The sequence below is a fragment of the Phyllobacterium sp. NPDC097923 genome, assembly GCF_044760925.1.
GTDB classification, from domain to species: Bacteria; Pseudomonadota; Alphaproteobacteria; order Rhizobiales; family Rhizobiaceae; genus Phyllobacterium; species Phyllobacterium calauticae.
The window spans coordinates 1,058,345-1,074,199 of the sequence record NZ_JBIWBL010000001.1 but is presented as its reverse complement, the minus strand read 5'-3'; the positions used below and the strand labels follow the sequence as shown (position 1 = coordinate 1,074,199).

General features: G+C 58.3%; 15 protein-coding genes. 7 read left to right on the top strand and 8 right to left on the bottom strand.

Features of this window, described 5'->3' with window-relative positions:
- Positions 1-48: 48 nt before the first annotated feature.
- From pyrE to rpoZ, 3 genes are all read right to left on the bottom strand, one after another.
- Positions 49-627: an orotate phosphoribosyltransferase gene (pyrE, locus tag ACIQWS_RS05380; RefSeq protein WP_223611303.1), complete on the bottom strand. Its 579-nt coding sequence runs from the start codon at positions 625-627 to the stop codon at positions 49-51.
- 10 nt (positions 628-637) lie between these two features.
- The gene (locus ACIQWS_RS05375; RefSeq protein ID WP_346306464.1) at positions 638-2,860 is read right to left on the bottom strand and encodes a bifunctional (p)ppGpp synthetase/guanosine-3',5'-bis(diphosphate) 3'-pyrophosphohydrolase; all 2,223 of its coding nucleotides are present in this window, start codon (positions 2,858-2,860) and stop codon (positions 638-640) included.
- A gap of 152 nt (positions 2,861-3,012) precedes the next feature.
- Positions 3,013-3,417 (bottom strand): DNA-directed RNA polymerase subunit omega, encoded by a 405-nt coding sequence (rpoZ, locus tag ACIQWS_RS05370; protein ID WP_223611305.1) that lies wholly within the window; start codon positions 3,415-3,417, stop codon positions 3,013-3,015.
- A 297-nt stretch (positions 3,418-3,714) separates the two neighbouring features.
- Here rpoZ and ACIQWS_RS05365 point away from each other — a divergent pair, with 297 nt between their 5' ends.
- Both ACIQWS_RS05365 and ACIQWS_RS05360 read left to right on the top strand, forming a co-directional pair.
- A complete protein-coding gene (locus ACIQWS_RS05365) occupies positions 3,715-4,287 on the top strand; it encodes an NYN domain-containing protein (RefSeq protein ID WP_223611306.1) in 573 nt (190 codons plus the stop codon).
- A 79-nt stretch (positions 4,288-4,366) separates the two neighbouring features.
- The gene (locus ACIQWS_RS05360; protein ID WP_403171347.1) at positions 4,367-5,017 is read left to right on the top strand and encodes a uracil-DNA glycosylase; all 651 of its coding nucleotides are present in this window, start codon (positions 4,367-4,369) and stop codon (positions 5,015-5,017) included.
- A 21-nt stretch (positions 5,018-5,038) separates the two neighbouring features.
- Here ACIQWS_RS05360 and smpB read toward each other — a convergent pair whose 3' ends face one another.
- Both smpB and dapA read right to left on the bottom strand, forming a co-directional pair.
- Positions 5,039-5,527 carry an SsrA-binding protein SmpB gene (gene smpB, locus ACIQWS_RS05355; protein WP_105735936.1) on the bottom strand — a complete coding sequence of 163 codons (489 nt, stop codon included), beginning with the start codon at positions 5,525-5,527 and terminating at the stop codon, positions 5,039-5,041.
- Between the two features lie 207 nt (positions 5,528-5,734).
- Entirely contained in the window at positions 5,735-6,616 is an 882-nt protein-coding gene (gene dapA, locus ACIQWS_RS05350; RefSeq protein WP_223611308.1) for a 4-hydroxy-tetrahydrodipicolinate synthase, read from the bottom strand.
- A gap of 265 nt (positions 6,617-6,881) precedes the next feature.
- Here dapA and ACIQWS_RS05345 point away from each other — a divergent pair, with 265 nt between their 5' ends.
- Both ACIQWS_RS05345 and ACIQWS_RS05340 read left to right on the top strand, forming a co-directional pair.
- Positions 6,882-8,978: a lytic transglycosylase domain-containing protein gene (locus tag ACIQWS_RS05345; RefSeq protein ID WP_346306461.1), complete on the top strand. Its 2,097-nt coding sequence runs from the start codon at positions 6,882-6,884 to the stop codon at positions 8,976-8,978.
- 89 nt (positions 8,979-9,067) lie between these two features.
- On the top strand, positions 9,068-9,901 hold the full coding sequence (locus ACIQWS_RS05340) for an alpha/beta hydrolase (protein WP_346306479.1): 834 nt from the start codon (positions 9,068-9,070) through the stop codon (positions 9,899-9,901).
- On the opposite strand, the gene ACIQWS_RS05335 is transcribed toward ACIQWS_RS05340, so the two are convergent.
- From ACIQWS_RS05335 to ACIQWS_RS05325, 3 genes are all read right to left on the bottom strand, one after another.
- Positions 9,898-10,563 (bottom strand): hypothetical protein, encoded by a 666-nt coding sequence (locus ACIQWS_RS05335; protein WP_346306460.1) that lies wholly within the window; start codon positions 10,561-10,563, stop codon positions 9,898-9,900. The genes ACIQWS_RS05340 and ACIQWS_RS05335 overlap by 4 nt on opposite strands.
- Positions 10,564-10,737: 174 nt before the next feature.
- A complete protein-coding gene (locus ACIQWS_RS05330; protein WP_403171222.1) occupies positions 10,738-11,403 on the bottom strand; it encodes a BON domain-containing protein in 666 nt (221 codons plus the stop codon).
- A 176-nt stretch (positions 11,404-11,579) separates the two neighbouring features.
- Positions 11,580-12,698, bottom strand: coding sequence for a porin (locus tag ACIQWS_RS05325; protein ID WP_403171216.1), 1,119 nt, complete (start codon positions 12,696-12,698; stop codon positions 11,580-11,582).
- Positions 12,699-13,103: 405 nt separating this feature from the next.
- Between ACIQWS_RS05325 and ACIQWS_RS05320 the strand changes: the two genes are divergently transcribed.
- The 3 genes from ACIQWS_RS05320 to ACIQWS_RS05310 all read left to right on the top strand — a co-directional run bounded on the left by ACIQWS_RS05320 (position 13,104) and on the right by ACIQWS_RS05310 (position 15,796).
- Positions 13,104-13,433, top strand: a complete 330-nt coding sequence (locus ACIQWS_RS05320; protein WP_346306528.1) for a multidrug efflux SMR transporter — start codon at positions 13,104-13,106, stop codon at positions 13,431-13,433.
- 69 nt (positions 13,434-13,502) lie between these two features.
- Positions 13,503-14,531 (top strand): porin, encoded by a 1,029-nt coding sequence (locus ACIQWS_RS05315; RefSeq protein WP_403171210.1) that lies wholly within the window; start codon positions 13,503-13,505, stop codon positions 14,529-14,531.
- A 338-nt stretch (positions 14,532-14,869) separates the two neighbouring features.
- The gene (locus tag ACIQWS_RS05310; RefSeq protein ID WP_403171207.1) at positions 14,870-15,796 is read left to right on the top strand and encodes a tyrosine-type recombinase/integrase; all 927 of its coding nucleotides are present in this window, start codon (positions 14,870-14,872) and stop codon (positions 15,794-15,796) included.
- Positions 15,797-15,855: the final 59 nt, after the last annotated feature.

Genomic DNA, 15,855 nt, shown 5'->3' with positions numbered 1-15,855 from the left:
GAGCCAGCGAGTGCGCAACTGGCTCAAGCGCTCACGTCTTTTGGTTAATCAAATATTACGACTACCAGGCTTAACGGGCGGAATTGCGGCAAGCTCAGGCGGTAATTGGTCAGCAGGATAGGCCGGGACTTCATATTCCGCCAGTGCAATCAGCGGCACGCCGACATCTGTCTTGCCGGCGGAGCGATCGATAATGCAGGCGGCGGCCAGAACCTCGGCGCCCAGTTCCTGCAAGGTGGTGACCGTCTCGCGGATCGACAAGCCCGTCGACACGATATCTTCGACGATGACGACGCGCGCACCCTTGGCAATTTCAAAGCGGCGCAGGCGGAACACACCGTTCTCGCGTTCGACCCAGATGGCCGGGACGCCGAGATGGCGCGATGTTTCATAGGCCGGGATGATGCCGCCGATGGCTGGTCCGACCACGTAGTCGATCGGGCCAAGACCGGCATTCCTGATCTTGTCGGCCAGCGCACGGCACACGCGCTCGGTCTTGTCGGCGTGCATGAACACGCGGGCCTTTTGCAGGAATGTCGGGCTGCGCAAGCCCGATGTCAGGATAAAGTGCCCTTCCAGCACTGCCCCTGCTTCGCGAAATACCTGCAGAACTTCATCCGTATTCATGTGTGCCCCTCTATCCGTTCACGCGCTGTGCGTCGCTGACGCACTTGCTTTCCTTGAGTTTCGACAGGATCCGGTTGAGATGTTTCAGATCCCAGACCTCCAGGTCGACGATCATCTGCGTAAAATCAGGCGCCGTGCGGACCATGGAGAGATTGTGAATATTGGTTTCGTTGGCGGCGATGATCTCGGCGATTTCTGCCAATGAACCCGGTGCATTGATCGCCGAAATGTTGATGCGGGCCGGGAAGCGGTCGCGCCTGCTTTCGTCGATATCCCAGCGCACGTCGATCCAGCGCTCCGGCTGATCGTCATAGGCCATCAGCGCCGATGACTGGATCGGATAGATGGTCATGCCCGCACCGGGCTGGAGAATGCCGACGATGCGATCTCCCGGCACCGCGCCTTCCGGCGAGAAGTGCACGGGCATGTCGGGGCTTGCCCCGCGGATCGGCAGGGCATGCGGGCCGCCCGGCTCCCATCCCGCCGCGCCGTCGCTGCCTTCCGGCATCTTGAAGATCATGCCCGACGTGTTGCGGAAATTGACCCAGCCTTCCTCGCGTTCGCTCGGCGTCGGCTTGGGCTTGGAGTCCTGATATTCCGGATAGACCGCCTTCATGACATCGGAGGACGGCAATTCACCCCGCCCGACGGCGGCCAGAACATCGTCGATCTCCTTGCGTGCCAGGCGCGGCAGGCCCTTCTTGAGTTCATCGCGCGAATAGACTTTCCCCGCCCGCTCGAAAGCCCGCTCGAGAATCTGCGTGCCGAGGCCGGAATACTGCTTGCGCACCGCAATGCGCGTGGCACGGCGGATGGCTGCGCGCGCCTTGCCGGTGACAACCACCGATTCCCAGGCGGCCGGCGGTGTCTGCGCCTTGGAGCGGATGATCTCGACCTCATCGCCATTATGCAATTCGGTCATCAGCGGCATGATGCGGCCATTGACCTTGGCGCCGACGCAGCTGTCGCCGATATTGGTGTGCACCGCATAGGCGAAATCGATCGGCGTTGCCCCGCGCGGCAGGGCGATGAGCCGGCCCTTCGGCGTGAAGCAGAAAACCTGGTCCTGAAACAGCTCCAGCTTGGTGTGTTCGAGAAACTCTTCCGGATTGTCGCCTTCCGCCAGGGCTTCGATGGTTTGCCGCAGCCACGCGTAGGCGTTGGTTTCCGTCGAAATGACATGCGGGTTCTGCGCGCTGCCGCGATCCTTGTAGATCGAGTGGGCTGCCACGCCGTATTCGGCAATGTCGTTCATTTCGCGGGTGCGGATCTGCAGTTCGACACGCTGGCGCGACGGACCGACGATGGTGGTGTGGATCGAACGGTAGTCGTTCTGCTTGGGCGTCGAGATATAATCCTTGAAGCGGCCCGGCACCATCGACCACGTGGTATGGATGATGCCAAGCGCGTTGTAGCAATCGGCGACGGTATCGACGACGACGCGGAAGCCGAAGATATCGGAGAGCTGTTCGAAGGAGAGCCCCTTGCTTTCCATCTTGCGGAACACCGACCAGGCCTTCTTCTGCCGGCTTTTGACACTGGCCTTGATGCCGCGCTTTTCGAACAGGCTGGAAAGATCGGTTTCGATCTGCGTCAGCGTGCTGCGGTTCTTTTCCATCAGCTCTGCGAGCCGGTTGGTCACGGCATTGAACGCTTCGGGATTGATGTAGCGGAAGGCCAGCCCTTCCAGTTCCTCGCGCATATCCTGCATGCCCATGCGCCCGGCGAGCGGCGCATAGATATCCATGGTTTCCTCGGAAATGCGCAAACGCTTGTCCGGCGGCACGTGATGCAGCGTGCGCATATTGTGCAGGCGGTCGGCGAGCTTGACCAGCAGGACCCGCACATCGTCGGAAATGGCGAGAAGCAGCTTGCGCAGGTTTTCCGCCTGCACGGCCTTTTTCGAGACGAGGTCCAGTTTTTTCAGCTTGGTCAGGCCCTCGACGAGCTTGCCGATGTCGGGCCCGAACAGCGTGTCGATTTCCTGACGCGTCGCCGAGGTATCCTCGATGGTGTCATGCAACAGGGCAATGGCGATCGTCGCCTCGTCCAGATGCATGTCGGTGAGGATCGCGGCCACTTCGAGCGGATGGGAAAAATACGGATCGCCCGATGCGCGTTTCTGGTGACCATGCTTCTGCATGGCATAGACATAGGCTTTGTTGAGAAGCGCCTCATTGACGTCAGGCTTGTAACGCTGAACACGCTCGACAAGCTCATACTGACGCATCATGGACGGAAGCCTCCAAACCCAAAACTCTAAATTATCGAGCGATATATGGTAATTGCGTTACCAAGACGCAAAAATAATGCGCCGCAGAAAGACTGCGACGCATCACGATAGCCTGAACCGGCAATCAGTCGCGCTGAAAGCGCGACATTTGATTAATAGTCGTCGCTTTTTTCCGGAGCTACCAGACCTTCGATACCGGCCAGCAATTCCTCTTCCGACATGCTGTCGAAGGAAACATTGTCGTCGGCTTCGATCTCGGCAATCTCATTGCCTTCGCTGTCGCCGGAGGTGACCTGCGGTACCACAGCAACCGCTTCCGGCTCATCGACTTCCACATGCTTCTGCAGCGAATGGATCAGATCTTCCTTGAGGTCGCCCGGCGAAAGCGTTTCCTCTGCGATTTCGCGCAGGGCAACAACCGGATTCTTATCATTGTCGCGATCGATGGTGATCGCTGCACCCTGTGAAATCAGGCGCGCGCGGTGACTGGCGAGCAAAACCAGTTCAAACCGGTTTTCGACCTTGTCAACGCAATCTTCAACAGTGACGCGGGCCATGAGCTGCCCCTTTCATTTTTAACTGAATTAGCGGATTAAGCGGGACATAACGCGGTTACACGGAAAAAACAAGCAAAAGCCGTCAACAGGTTCGACACGGGCTGTTTAACAGTAAAAAACAATCACCATAGATTGAGCGGTTCTATCCAAAATTCGGACAAATTTTCCGCCCAGCTATTGGCTTTTCACCGAACCCGACGTAGTAAATATGCTACTTTCGTATAAGATCAGATCGAGCTTTATTACCTTCTAGCTGATTTGAAATTGAAGCTCACCTTTTTGAAATGGAACCTTATTATGTTTGATCCACGTGAAAAGATCGTTTTGTTTATCGATGGTGCAAATCTCTACGCAGCCTCAAAGGTACTGGGATTTGATATTGACTATCGCAAACTTCTTACAGCTTTCCAGAAAAGAGGCTATTTGCTTCGCGCGTATTACTATACAGCGCTTGTAGAAGATCAGGAATACTCATCGATACGCCCATTGATCGATTGGCTTGATTACAACGGATATAAGGTTGTTACGAAACCTGCAAAAGAATTTACCGATTCTGCTGGCCGCCGTAAGATCAAGGGCAATATGGACATTGAACTTGCTGTCGATGCCATGCAATTGACGGACACGGTGGACCATTTTGTTATCTTCTCCGGCGATGGCGATTTCCGCTCCCTGGTGGAAGCCTTGCAGCGCAAGGGCCGCAAGGTCAGCGTCGTCTCGACACTTTCGACCCAGCCGCCAATGATATCGGACGAACTGCGCCGTCAGGCGGATCATTTCATCGACCTGACATCGCTGCGCACCGAAATCGGCCGCGAGGCATCGGAGCGCGCGCCGCGCCGTGTCGAAGAAGAACAGGTCGATTACTAATAATCGCTTATTGATATTTGTCGAAAGATTCGGAAATGCCGCATGGAAAACCATGCGGCATTGTGCTTTTTAGCGCCCTATGAGTGTCGAACCTTCCCCCGATTGCCCGATCTGCCCGCGACTGCATGACTTCATCGCCGGATGGCGCGTGAAAGAACCGGCGTGGCACAATGCGCCGGTCCCCGCCTTCCTGCCTGCGGGTGGGATTGAGTCGGTTCAGCTGCTCATTATCGGGCTCGCGCCCGGCCTGCGCGGCGCCAACAGGACGGGCCGTCCGTTCACCGGCGACTATGCGGGGGATTTGCTTTACGGCACGCTGGCAGAATTCGGCTTTTCCCGCGGCACATTCGCCGCCCGGCCGGATGACGGCCTGGAACTGCTCGATGCGGCGATCGTCAACGCCGTTCGCTGTGTTCCGCCGGAAAACAAGCCGGTTGGCGGCGAGATCAACAATTGCCGGCGGTTTCTGACGCCGACCATCCAGCAGTTCCGCAACCTGCGCGCCATCGTGACCCTTGGCACCATCGCGCACCAATCGACGATACGGTCGCTAAAGCAGCCGGTGGCGAAACTTCCATTCAGCCATGGCGGACAGTCCGATATCGGCGATATCCGCATTTTTTCCAGCTATCATTGTTCGCGCTACAACACGAACACCGGACGCCTGACCGAACCCATGTTCAAGAGCGTCTTCGCCGCCGTGCGCGCCCATCTGGATGCTTCGGTTTAAGGGTACAAAGCACCCACGCAATCAGCCCCGGTCGCGCAGCAGCCGTGACTTCTCACGGTTCCAGTCGCGCTGCTTTTCCGTCTCGCGCTTGTCGTGCAGTTTCTTGCCACGGGCAACGGCAAGTTCGAGCTTCGCCCTGCCCTGATCGTTGAAATAGAGTTTCAGCGGCACGACGGTCATGCCTTCGCGGTCCACCGATTGCGCCAGGCGTGCCATTTCACGCTTGCTGACCAGCAGCTTACGATGGCGGCGCGGCGCGTGGTTGAAGCGGTTGGCCTGCAGATATTCCGGAATATAGGAATTGATCAGCCAGAACTCGCCGTTTTCGAGACTGGCATAGCTTTCGGCAATGTTGGACTGGTTGTTGCGCAGGGATTTGACTTCCGTGCCCTGCAGCACGATGCCAGCCTCCATCGTGTCGAGAATCTCGAAATTGAAACGCGCTCTGCGGTTCTCGGCAATGACCTTGCGAACCGTAATGGGTTTTTTGGCAGCTTTGGGCTTGTTCATGAGGCCTATATAATGCTTTGCAAGTAGGTCGTACACTCACAAATCTGGTCGAAATGGCGCCTGAAACGGCAAGAAGATGCGAGGAGAGGCGCGAAGGGCGGGGTCTTTCCCCCGGCCGAGCGGCTCGACACTGCAGCTTGCAGCCGTTTCGGCGTCCGCAGGATATGGTCCATTTCGACCAGATTTATGAGTGTACGACCTCAATTGTCAGTTGATCAAACCCGCATGTTTCATCGCCTGATCGATACGTTCGGCGGTTGCCGCTTCAATCGGGACGAGCGGGGAACGCACCGAATTGTTCATCTTGCCGAGCTTGGCCAGGGCATATTTCGGACCTGTCGGGTTTGGTTCGATAAACAGCGCCTTGTGCAGCGGCATCAGGCGGTCCTGAATGGCGAGTGCCGCGGTGAAGTCGCCCCGCAGGGTCGCGGCCTGGAATTCGGCACACAGGCGCGGCGCGACGTTCGAGGTGACAGAGATGCAACCGACACCGCCGTGGGCGTTGAAGCCGAGCGCCGTCGCGTCCTCGCCCGACAGCTGGATGAAATCCAGACCGCAGGTGATGCGCTGTTCCGAAACGCGCTCGATCTTGCCTGTCGCATCCTTCACGCCGGCAATGTTCTTGAAGTCATGCGCCAGCTGGCCCATCGTCTCCGGGGTCATGTCGATGATCGAACGGCCGGGAATGTTGTAGATGATGATCGGCAGCGAGACGGATTCGGCCACGGCCTTGTAATGGGCATAGAGGCCGCGCTGGTTCGGCTTGTTGTAATAGGGCGTGACGACGAGAATCGCGTCCGCTCCGGCCTTTTCCGCATGCTGCGCCAGCTCGATGGCTTCGCGTGTGTTGTTGGAGCCCGCACCGGCAATCACCGGCACCTTGCCCTTGGCTTCCTCAATGCAGACTTCGACCACGCGCTTGTGCTCGGCATGGGACAGCGTCGGCGATTCGCCCGTCGTTCCGACAGGCACGAAACCATTGGTGCCCTCGGCGAGCTGCCAGGCCAGGAATGCGCGAAAGGCTTTCTCGTCAAACGACCCGTTTTGGTCGAATGGCGTGACGAGAGCGGTGATTGAGCCTTTCAGCATGGTGAACTCCAAGAAAACAACGTTAGATCAAGGCCGGGCCAGCATGGCGCCAACCAGGAGGTGGCGCACCATAGTCGTGCAACCTTCGCCGGGCAAGATGATTTCCGTGATGAAAAACAGCAATACAATTGATGTTTTGCGTAGAACCAACGGACCATGCTAACCTTTCGTTAAGATTGCCTTCACACGTCCGCCACTATTATCTGATCCAACAGTTCTGGATCCGGGGCTGCGCGTGATCCTTTCGATTAAATTGGTTGCCTGAATGCTGAGAACTTCTGTTTTGCGTCATGTTCTTCTCGCGTCATCGCTGCTGGTGACGACGGCTTCGTTTGCGCAAAATTCAACGCCGCCCATTCCAACGCTCAAACCGTTTGCCCCCACCCAGACACGGACCAGCCCCGCAGCACAGATCATGGCCAAGCCCGATCCGGTGACCACGGCGGGAATCGCTCAGCCGTCGAAACCGTCGGCCATTGCAGGCAGCCTCAAAAGCGGCCTCGATGCCCTGTCGGGCGGCGACGTGCAGCAGGCTCTCGGTATCCGCAACGGACTGCCGGCCGACGCGCTGGACCGTCATATCCTGACCTGGGCTATCGGCCTGTCGAATGCGCCGGGTGTTCCCAGCTCGGAAATCGCCCATGCGGCAGCGGAACTGCCGGGCTGGCCCGGCATGGCGACCTTCCGCAACAATTCGGAACGGGCGCTGTTCAAGGAGAATCCGCCGGCGGCTACGGTGATCAATGCCTTTGGCGGCACCCCGCCGCAGACGGCCGAAGGCACCATCATCCTGGCCCGCGCCTTTGTCGCCACCGGCAACACCACCCGTGCCCGCCAGGTTCTCGGCCCCTTCTGGCGGACGAAGAAGCTGGACGATGCGCAGGAAACGGCGATCCTGAAGGAATTTGCGCAGGTCATTCCGCGCGAAGACCATCTGGTGCGCATGCTGACCATGCTTTACGAAGGCAAGGCAAAATCCGCCGGCCGCGTCGCCAAGCTTGCCAATGCCGACGTGCTCTATCAGGCCTTTGCCGCGGTTCTGCAGAAATCGCCGGATGCGGCGCAGAAACTGGCGGCTGTCACCGGCTCCTGGCAATCGAACCCGGCCTACATCTTTGCCAAGGCGCAGTATCTGCGCCGCCAGGAACGCTTCAAGGAAGCGGCCGATGTGCTGGCCACCGCACCGCGCGATGCGGCATCGCTGATTGACCCGGACGCCTGGTGGGTGGAACGGCGCGTGCTGTCGCGTGAGCTGCTGGATATCGGCGATGCCACGCGCGCCTACAAGATCGCGGCCATGCACAGCGCCGAAACCCCGTCCGTCGCCGCCGAGGCGGAATTCCATGCGGGCTGGTATGCCCTGCGGGCGCTCAAGGACCCGCAGACGGCGCAGCGCCATTTCGCCCGCATCGCCGAGATTTCGTCGCGGCCCATGTCCGCCTCGCGCGCCTATTACTGGCTGGGCCGTTCCGCCGAAGCGGGCGCGGGCGGCAATGCGCGTGACTATTACAGCCGTGCGGCGCGTTTCGGCACGACATTCTATGGCCAGCTGGCCGCCGCCAAGCTCGGACAGGCGAGCCTGCAACTGCCCTATCCGCGCCCGAGCGATGCGGATCGCGCCCGTTTTGCCCAGCGCGAAGCCGTGCGCGCCATCCAGCGCCTGGAAGACACCGGCTATGCGCAGCGCGCCGCCATTCTGTACGCCAGCCTGAGCCAGGAACTCGACAGTCCCGGCGAACTGGCATTGCTGGCGGTCATGGCGGAACGCACGAGCAATCACTTCGTCGCCCTGCGCGTCGGCAAGATTGCGGCGCAGCGCGGCATCGACGTCGGCGCCCTGTCGCATCCCATCGGCGCCATCCCCGGCAATGCCAATATTTCTGGTTCCGGTGCTGCCCTTGCCTATGCCATCGCCCGGCAGGAGAGCGAGTTCAACGCCAGCGCCGTTTCCAGCGCGGGCGCGCGCGGCCTGTTGCAGTTGCTGCCCGGCACAGCCAAGGACGTCGCCAAGCGCGCCGGAATTTCCTATTCCAAGGACCGGCTTACCGGCGATGCCGCCTATAACGCCACCCTGGGTGCACGCTTCCTCGGCGAACAGATCGCCAAATTCGACGGTTCCTACGTCCTGACCTTTGCCGGATACAATGCCGGGCCCAACCGCGCCAATGAGTGGGTTTCGCGCTATGGCGATCCGCGCGGCAAATCCGTCGACGAGGTCGTCGACTGGATCGAGCGCATTCCCTACACGGAAACCCGCAATTACGTGCAGCGCGTCATGGAGAACTACGAGGTCTACAAATCGCGGCTCTATGGCAAGGCCCAGATCGAGAGCGATCTGACCGCCGGACGGCTGCAGCGTTAGCCGGGCTCTACACTCAACAACAGGATTGCGGATTGGCCGATTTATTGCGCGACATTCATTTCGACGCCCCCGATGGCCTGCATCTCCATATGAGGCTTTACCAGCCCGAGCACAAAAGCGACAACCTGCCGGTCGTCTGCCTGCCCGGGCTGACCCGCAACAGCCGCGACTTTCACGACCTCGCATTGTCATTGTCGCAGCACCCGCAGACGCCACGCCCGGTGATCAGCGTCGATTACCGCGGACGCGGATTGTCAGCCTATGATCCGGACTGGTCGCACTACAATATCGGGATGGAAGCGGGCGATGTCATTGCCGGTCTTGCCCATCTGCAGATCAACCGGGCGATTTTTCTCGGCACATCCCGCGGCGGGCTGATCACGCATATTCTGGCAGCCATCGCGCCACAGCTTCTCGCCGGCGTCATTCTCAATGATATCGGGCCGGAGATAGCGGTCGAGGGCCTGCAGCAGATCAGCGCCTATCTCAATGGCACGCGCCAGCCCGGCGACTGGAATGACGCGGTAGAGTTGCAACGGTCGGTGCACGGAGCAGCCTTCCCTGCCCTGACCCAGGACGACTGGCAGCGTTTTGCCCGGATGATCTACCGCGAAGACAACGGTGTGATCCGCCCGGATTACGATCCCAATCTCCGCAAGACGATGGAGAACATCGACTATTCGCAAAAACTGCCGGATTTGTGGGCCCAGTTCGAACTGATGAAAGACCTGCCGCTGCTGCTGATCCGGGGCGAAAACACCACTTTGCTGGCGCAGGAAACCGTTGACGAGATGGCGCGGCGGCATAGCGCGCTGCAGGTGTTCAATGTTGCGGGTCAGGGCCATGCGCCGCTGCTGGAGACAGGCCGCATGCCCGAGCTGATCGCCGCGTTTTGCGCAGGCGTTGATTTGCGCGCGGACTAGCCGCTCTTTGCAGGCTTCTTGGGTGCTGCCTTGGGCTTGGCCTTGGCCGCAGTCTTTGCCTTGGCGGGGACGTCCCCTGCCTGCCTGATCATATCGGCAGCCTGCTTCATCCAGCCTTCGCGATGGGCGCGGCCGGGAAAGCCAATCGCACGGCTCACCCACGCAGCCTGATCGACATCCCAACCCGCAATCTGGTCGAAGTGAAACACGCCGAGCGTATGGAGCTCCGACTGGATCACGGTGCCGATCCCCTCGATGTCCGACAGGCGATCCGGCTTGCCCCGCCGCGCGTTTTTCAACAAAGCGGGGCGGTGCGTGTCGTCTTGAGACACTCTGACCGCCCGGCTGCCTGCAGTCTTTGCCACGGTCTTTTGGGCCGGAGCTTTCGTCTTTGATCGCGCGGCGACGGGGGATGCCATCGCCGGGACAGGCTCGGCCGGCGGCACCATTGCCGGACCGGACAGCGGCTTGCTCACATCGTCATTGGCAGGCGTGACCGGTACATGCGTTGCGGCGGCGAGACGGGCGTCAGCGGCGCGCGTCGACTCTTGAGAAACTGAATCGGTTTTCGGAGAGAACTTTTTGAAAAGATGACCCAAAATGGCGCCGACAATGAACGCGGCTGAAATGAGCAAAAGCGCCTGAAGAAGAAAAATGACCACAGCTCGTTACCCCAGTTTCAACACAGATCAGTTGCGCTTGCCGCCCTGGGTCGACCAGCCGACATAGAAACCGACAAGAGCGGCCACCAACAGAAAGAGCCATAGCTTCGTGATGAGATACATGATTGTCCGCGCTCCCGTTGATTGCACTGGATCAGCATTCCCGCCGGGAAATCACCCGGCATTGCCGGCCGGCGGCGGCGCCAGCTTCACCTCGCCCACCCTACCATTACCCGGAAGTTGTGTCTTCAATGCGTTGGTGACGGACTCATAATCCGCGGCATTTGCGGCTGTTCCGGTGATGCTGTAGGTCTCCCCGGCAAGCCGGACCTCACCGCTGATCAGCTGCGATGCCTGTTTCAGCGCGAAATTGGCAAGCTCGACAAATCCCTGCGGCGCGCCGCGCGCGACGGCCATTTCGTCCAGGATTTCAATGCCCGGCATGGCATTTTCAGCCGCAGCCAGAAGCTTGGCGCGTGTATCGCCATAGGGGACATTGCCCGACAAAAGGATGCCCTGATCCGACTTGGTCACCACGAAACTGAAGGGATCAACCAGGGGTAAAAGCGTCGCTGCGTTCTCGACCACGCGAATGCCATCGGTCGTTTCAGCGATTTTCAGTGCCGATGCGAGGGCTTCGGCCGATGGCGCCACCCCCTTGAGGGTCAGATCGCGCCCGTCCACCTCGATGCTGGCCCAGCTGTTATCCGCTTCCAATGCGGCAGCGACGGTCTCCGTCAGTTGGCGGTCAATCGGCTCGGCAAGGAACCAGCCGGCAAGCGTTGTCAAACACGCAACGGTAATCAGACCAGGCCAGAACCAGCTTTTAACAATGTACATGGATGGCATTTTCCCCTTACGGCAATCGAACAGAATGCTGTCTTGCCCGATGTCGGTGGGAATATCAACACGGCGCCCCGCGGCAAACTGCGAACGCCGGAAAACTGGCCGCGCGCCACAAAGAAAAACCCGGCAGCTTGCGCTGCCGGGTCTTATGAACTCAATCCTGTTAAGGATTAGAAGTTGCGCTGGAAGCGGATCATGCCGCCGAATGCATCGTCGTTGCCGCCGTTGGCAATCGATACATCCTTACGATGACCGTCGAACTTGGTGTAGCTGATTTCTGGCGTGATCGTGAAGCCAGGAACGAGCTCGTATGCCAGGTTCAAAGTACCAGCAACGGTGCCTTCGGATTCGTATGCAACCTGTGCATTGACAGTTGCCTTATCCGAAACCTTGGCGGACAGACCACCCCAAACAGCCCAGTCGCCTTCCCAGCGGCCGAACCAGTTCAGGCTGCGGACGTGACCGGTCGTGTAGTTGTCGTCGAAGTTGGACTGATAGCCACCCATGACGAATGCCTTAACAGCGTCGGTGATCTTGACGTCCAAACGAACCTTACCGGCCCATTCTTCGATAACCGAGTCATAACCAGCAACAGCCGAGATGCCGCCCCAACCCTGCTCATACTTCACACCACCAAGTACGTGTGGCATGTAGTCGTTGATGCGGTAGTCGTGCGAAACGCCATCGTTGTCCGACTCAACTTCACCCTGTTCAGCAGCGATGATCGCCGAGAAACCGTTACCAGCTGTGAATGTGTAGCTGATCTGGTTGGAAGTGCCTGACTGATAGTTGATCACGTCGTCGTTGATGACGTCGCCGGCATAACCGGTGAACGAACCGAACAGTTCGTCAGCAACACCAACGCGGAAACCACCGAGTTCGATGAATGCCTGAGGAATGGAGCTGTTGTTGGAACCGTTCTTATAGTTGAAACGTGTTTCAATGTACGAACGCAGTGTGCCGAGTTCGGTTTCCGAACGGGCGTCAAAGCGGATCGTTGCACGTGTCAGCTTGTCGTATGTGCCGTCGCCGTTAGGATCGCTGCCCTGGTTGACGTGGCCGCCGGTGTATACGCTGTCGCCGCCCTTGGCGTCGTAACGCAGATAGCCGCCGATCTTCAGGCAGGTCTCAGTACCAGGAATGTAGAAGAAGCCCTTGCCGTATGCATCGCAAACGCGAACATATTCGACAGCTTCTGGCTCAGCGACGACAACTGCATCGGCAGCGCGTGCGCCAGTTACTGCAACGAGGGCTGCAGCGGAGCCGAGTAGAAGGCTCTTGATGTTCATTTCTGACCTCCAGTCAAAGTTAAAAATGGGTCTGGGCATTCCAATTTGGCTGAAGGACAACCTTGTCCCCATCCCCTAAGTCCTAGAAGAAATGCGATCAACGCCGTTCCTCTGCGACCGAACATACTCGCCCTCTCCGGGGTTTCAACCATGAATGTCGGCATCCACACCCCGCGGCCCCTCTATGCCTTATCCCTGTTGCACAAATGACACGAAAACGTCGCGACGCCGGCGAAATCTTTACCACTCATTAATATAGGTAACCGGATTTTCATCAATTTCTCTGCATCGATGGCGGAAACGGAACGGTGTTTTGACTCGAAATCGGGCATGCATCACCGGCATATTTACAGTGTATGCATCGAATCAAATGCGGCACGGACTGATTCTGACAGGTGGTTTGCCATGACTTATTTCTATCTCTTTGTAGCCATAATTTTCGAGGTGGCGGCCACGTCGGCGCTCAAGCAAGCGGATGGTTTTACAAAGCTTTGGCCGTCGCTGATCTGTTTGGCCGGTTATGCGGCGGCTTTCTATTTCCTGTCCATACTGGTCAAGACGATGCCCGTCGGGATCGTTTATGCCATCTGGTCCGGCGCCGGGATCGTGCTCATCGCCGCCATTGGCTGGTTCTGGTTCAAGCAGCCGCTCGACACGCCGGCAATCATCGGCCTTTCGCTGATTATCGCCGGTGTTCTCATCGTCAACTTGTTCTCGGGAACCGTGGGGCACTAAAGCCTTTCCCGCCGGTAAAAATCCGTTGAATCGCCTGGCCTTCCGTCAAACTTTGACTGGAGGTCAGAAATGAACATCAAGAGCCTTCTACTCGGCTCCGCTGCAGCTCTCGTTGCAGTCACTGGCGCACGCGCTGCCGATGCAGTTGTCGTCGCCGAACCGGAAGCTGTCGAATATGTTCGCGTTTGCGACGCATACGGCAAGGGCTTCTTCTACATCCCCGGAACCGAGACATGCCTGAAAGTCAGCGGCTACGTCCGCAACACGCTGCAGGGCGGTGATGACGTCTACAAAGGCGTGAAGCGCGGCAAATGGGACGACAGCAGCCGTGGGGATTTGCGTTTCGACGCCCGTTCGGACACAGAACTCGGAACCCTGAAGTCCTATGCGGAATATCGCTTCAACTACAAAAATGGCGCAGATGCCAAGACAGTTGATCTGAGCGAAGCCACAATATCGCTCGGCGGTTTTCTCATCGGGATAGCGGATTCACAGTTCACGTCGTGGACTGATTATCTCGGAGACATCATAAGCGACGACGTGGTGGCCGAAGGTTCGTACGGCACCAACCAGATCAGCTACACCTTTACTGGGGGCACCGGCTTCTCGGCCACTCTCGGCATTGAACAGGGCTCTGACGCTTTCCTGATCAACGACTACACACCGCATATCGTTGCGGGTGCGAAGATCACCCAGGGCTGGGGCACTGTTTCTGTCGTCGGCGGATATGATTCGGTCACCGAAGAATGGGCAGCAAAGGCTCGCCTGGATGTAAAGTTCACCGGCACCCTTTCTGCATGGGTGATGGGTGGCTACAAGTCTGACGGCACAAAGCCGGGTTATTTCGGCACGTGGACCGGCGACTATGCCATTTGGGGTGGCGCCGCTTACCAAGCTTCGGACAAAGCAAAGCTCAACGTCCAAATCGCCTACGAAGACGGCGGCAAATATGCGGCTGCTTTGAATGTTGGCTATGAGCTGGTGCCGGGCTTCAAGATTACACCTGAAGTCAACTACACGCATTTCACGGAAGACTATAAGGACGCCAAAAAGAGCGATGCGTTTCAGGGTATCCTGCGTTTCCAGCGTAATTTCTAAGCAATCGTCAAGTTGAGATCACGACCCAGCGCCGGAATTGACCGGCGCTGGATTTTCCCAAATTCATTTTCATCAATCCATTTTCAGCGTCCGTCAGCACGGCGCACAGACATTTAGCAGGAAAGGAAAGCAAAGCGGTCGCGGACCGAGGAGATTTGGAAATGTCGAGGCAATATCGCTGGGAACGGGCTGTTGGGGATGCTGTGCAAGGCTTCCTCGAACGGGATGGTATTATCCTAAAGTGCTATTCCCCACCCGATTGTGCTTTTCAGAAAGACGATTACAACTCGTTGCATATTTTACTTATGCATATTTTTCTGATTTAGAGCGTGATCCCTATGACAATTTCTTCGATGGGTGCCAAACAGGCAGACACGGACTTCCCGGTTCGATTTCAGTACAACGTCACCTACGCAGCGGCGGACCGTACCGGCAATCGCGTGGTCAGGGACCATTCACTGGACGAGCTGACAGCGCGCTATATCGGGATTCTCTGGGACGATGGCTCGCACAAGGGCAATGTCAAATCCTTCCTGGGCGAGACCAGTGAGATTCTGGCCGGCAACCGGTTCAGTGTCTTCACCCAGGACATGCTCGATTCGGTGATCGGCACGCTCCGCGAGCGCGGCAACAGCAATGCAACCATCAACCGCAAAATGGCTGCTTTGAGCAAATTGCTTCGGAAAGCTTACAAGATGGGCGATATTTACAGCCTGCCCGAGTTTCGGCGGCAAAAGGAAAGACAGGGCCGGATTCGCTTTCTCGAACTGGAGGAAGAGGCCCGCCTGTTCTCGGCCATTCGCGCCAAATGCGAAGACAGCTACCGCCTGAGCATCTTTCTCGTCGATACGGGGTGCCGGCTCGGCGAGGCGATCGGGTTGAACTGGAACGATCTGCAGGAAAACCGCTCGACCTTCTGGCTGACAAAATCCGGGCGCAGCCGGACGGTGCCTTTGACCCGGCGCGCCCATGACGTCACCCAGATTCCACGCGGGCGCTTGAAGGGTCCGTTTGCCATGCACGATCAGCCGCGCTTCCGTGCCATCTGGAATGAAGCCAAGGCCGAGGTCGGATTGGGGACAGACGATCAGGTCGTGCCGCATATTTTGCGCCATACCTGCGCATCGCGGCTGGTGCGCGGCGGCATCGATATCAGGCGCGTGCAGATCTGGCTCGGCCACCAGACGTTGCAGATGACCATGCGGTACGCGCATCTGGCAACGCATGATCTCGATCCCTGCGTTGTCGTGCTGGAGCAGAATTGACGACCGGCACGGAAAAGCCGGATATTCGCGGCTGCCCCATGCGATCAGAGGCCGGCGCG